This is a genomic window from Nguyenibacter vanlangensis (assembly GCF_013376155.1).
Classification (GTDB): domain Bacteria; phylum Pseudomonadota; class Alphaproteobacteria; order Acetobacterales; family Acetobacteraceae; genus Gluconacetobacter; species Gluconacetobacter vanlangensis.
In genome coordinates, this window is sequence record NZ_JABXXP010001175.1 from 1 (window position 1) to 615 (window position 615).

The 615-nt window shown below is 69.9% G+C and carries 1 protein-coding gene; it reads right to left on the reverse strand.

Annotation, left to right across the window (positions count from 1 at the left end; translation table 11 throughout):
* Positions 1-425 (reverse strand): MFS transporter (locus HUK84_RS21960; protein WP_317135331.1); only part of this gene is annotated, 425 nt, incomplete at its 3' end.
* Positions 426-615 lie beyond the last annotated feature (190 nt).

Consider the following 615-nt stretch of genomic DNA (forward strand, 5'->3'; position numbering starts at 1 on the left):
AACCGCTCGCCCAGCAGGCCGACGCCGGCGCCGGCCGAGCGGGCGATCTGCGTCGCGACGACCGCCAGCGTGATCGCGCTGATCGCCGGGTTGAGCGTGCAGCTCGCCAGGCCGTGCAGGATCTCCGCCACCGCGACCGGCATCTGCTGCGGAAACAGCGCCAGCAGCAGGCATGAGAAGATCACGGCCAGGATCGACAATCCGGCCACGCGGTGCTTGTCGCGCAGCCGGTCGACCAGCATGCCGGCCGGCACCTGACTGACCATCGCGGTGACCGAACCGATGCTCAGCACCACGCCGATCTGTCCCTGGGTCCAGTGGGCGCCGGTCAGGTAGACGGCGATGAACGACCCGAAGGCGGCCTGCAGATTCGCAACGAAGAAATTCAGCCCGTCCAGCCCACGCTGGCTATTGCGTGGAAACACCCTCACGCAGGCCCGCCCCCGGGACGCGGCGCATCGCACCCCGGACCATGAAGACCCCGGCCGGAAGCCCCCCGGCCACGGTATGGATATGGATGGACCATGATCATCGCGCCATCAGCCCCGCATGCGGCGACGCGGGGCGCGTTTCGGCCGGCGCGTCGCCCCGGCTGCCCTGACCGGCAGAATCGGG